This window comes from Streptococcus sp. HMSC078H12 (assembly GCF_001814615.1).
Lineage (GTDB): Bacteria > Bacillota > Bacilli > Lactobacillales > Streptococcaceae > Streptococcus > Streptococcus salivarius_F.
The window spans coordinates 1-247 of the sequence record NZ_KV817319.1; the positions used below are offsets into that span (position 1 = coordinate 1).

Sequence of the window (247 nt, forward strand, 5' to 3'; positions counted from 1 at the left end):
GTTCCCTTCAGCCGGACTTGGGTAATCCTCCAAATATTATAATTAATATATGGACCTTGTAGGACTCGAACCTACGACCGCTCGGTTATGAGCCGAGTGCTCTAACCAGTTGAGCTAAAGGTCCAAGAAATCCATATATATAGCGGCGAAGGGGATCGAACCCCCGACCTCCCGGGTATGAACCGGACGCTCTAGCCAGCTGAGCTACACCGCCATAAATCGGGAAGACAGGATTCGAACCTGCGAC

At 51.0% G+C, this 247-nt stretch carries 2 tRNA genes; both read right to left on the bottom strand.

Annotated elements, in window-relative coordinates:
* Positions 1-50 precede the first annotated feature (50 nt).
* Positions 51-124: transfer RNA gene (locus HMPREF2979_RS04375), tRNA-Ile, on the bottom strand.
* 16 nt (positions 125-140) lie between these two features.
* Positions 141-214, bottom strand: a tRNA-Met gene (locus HMPREF2979_RS04380).
* Positions 215-247 lie beyond the last annotated feature (33 nt).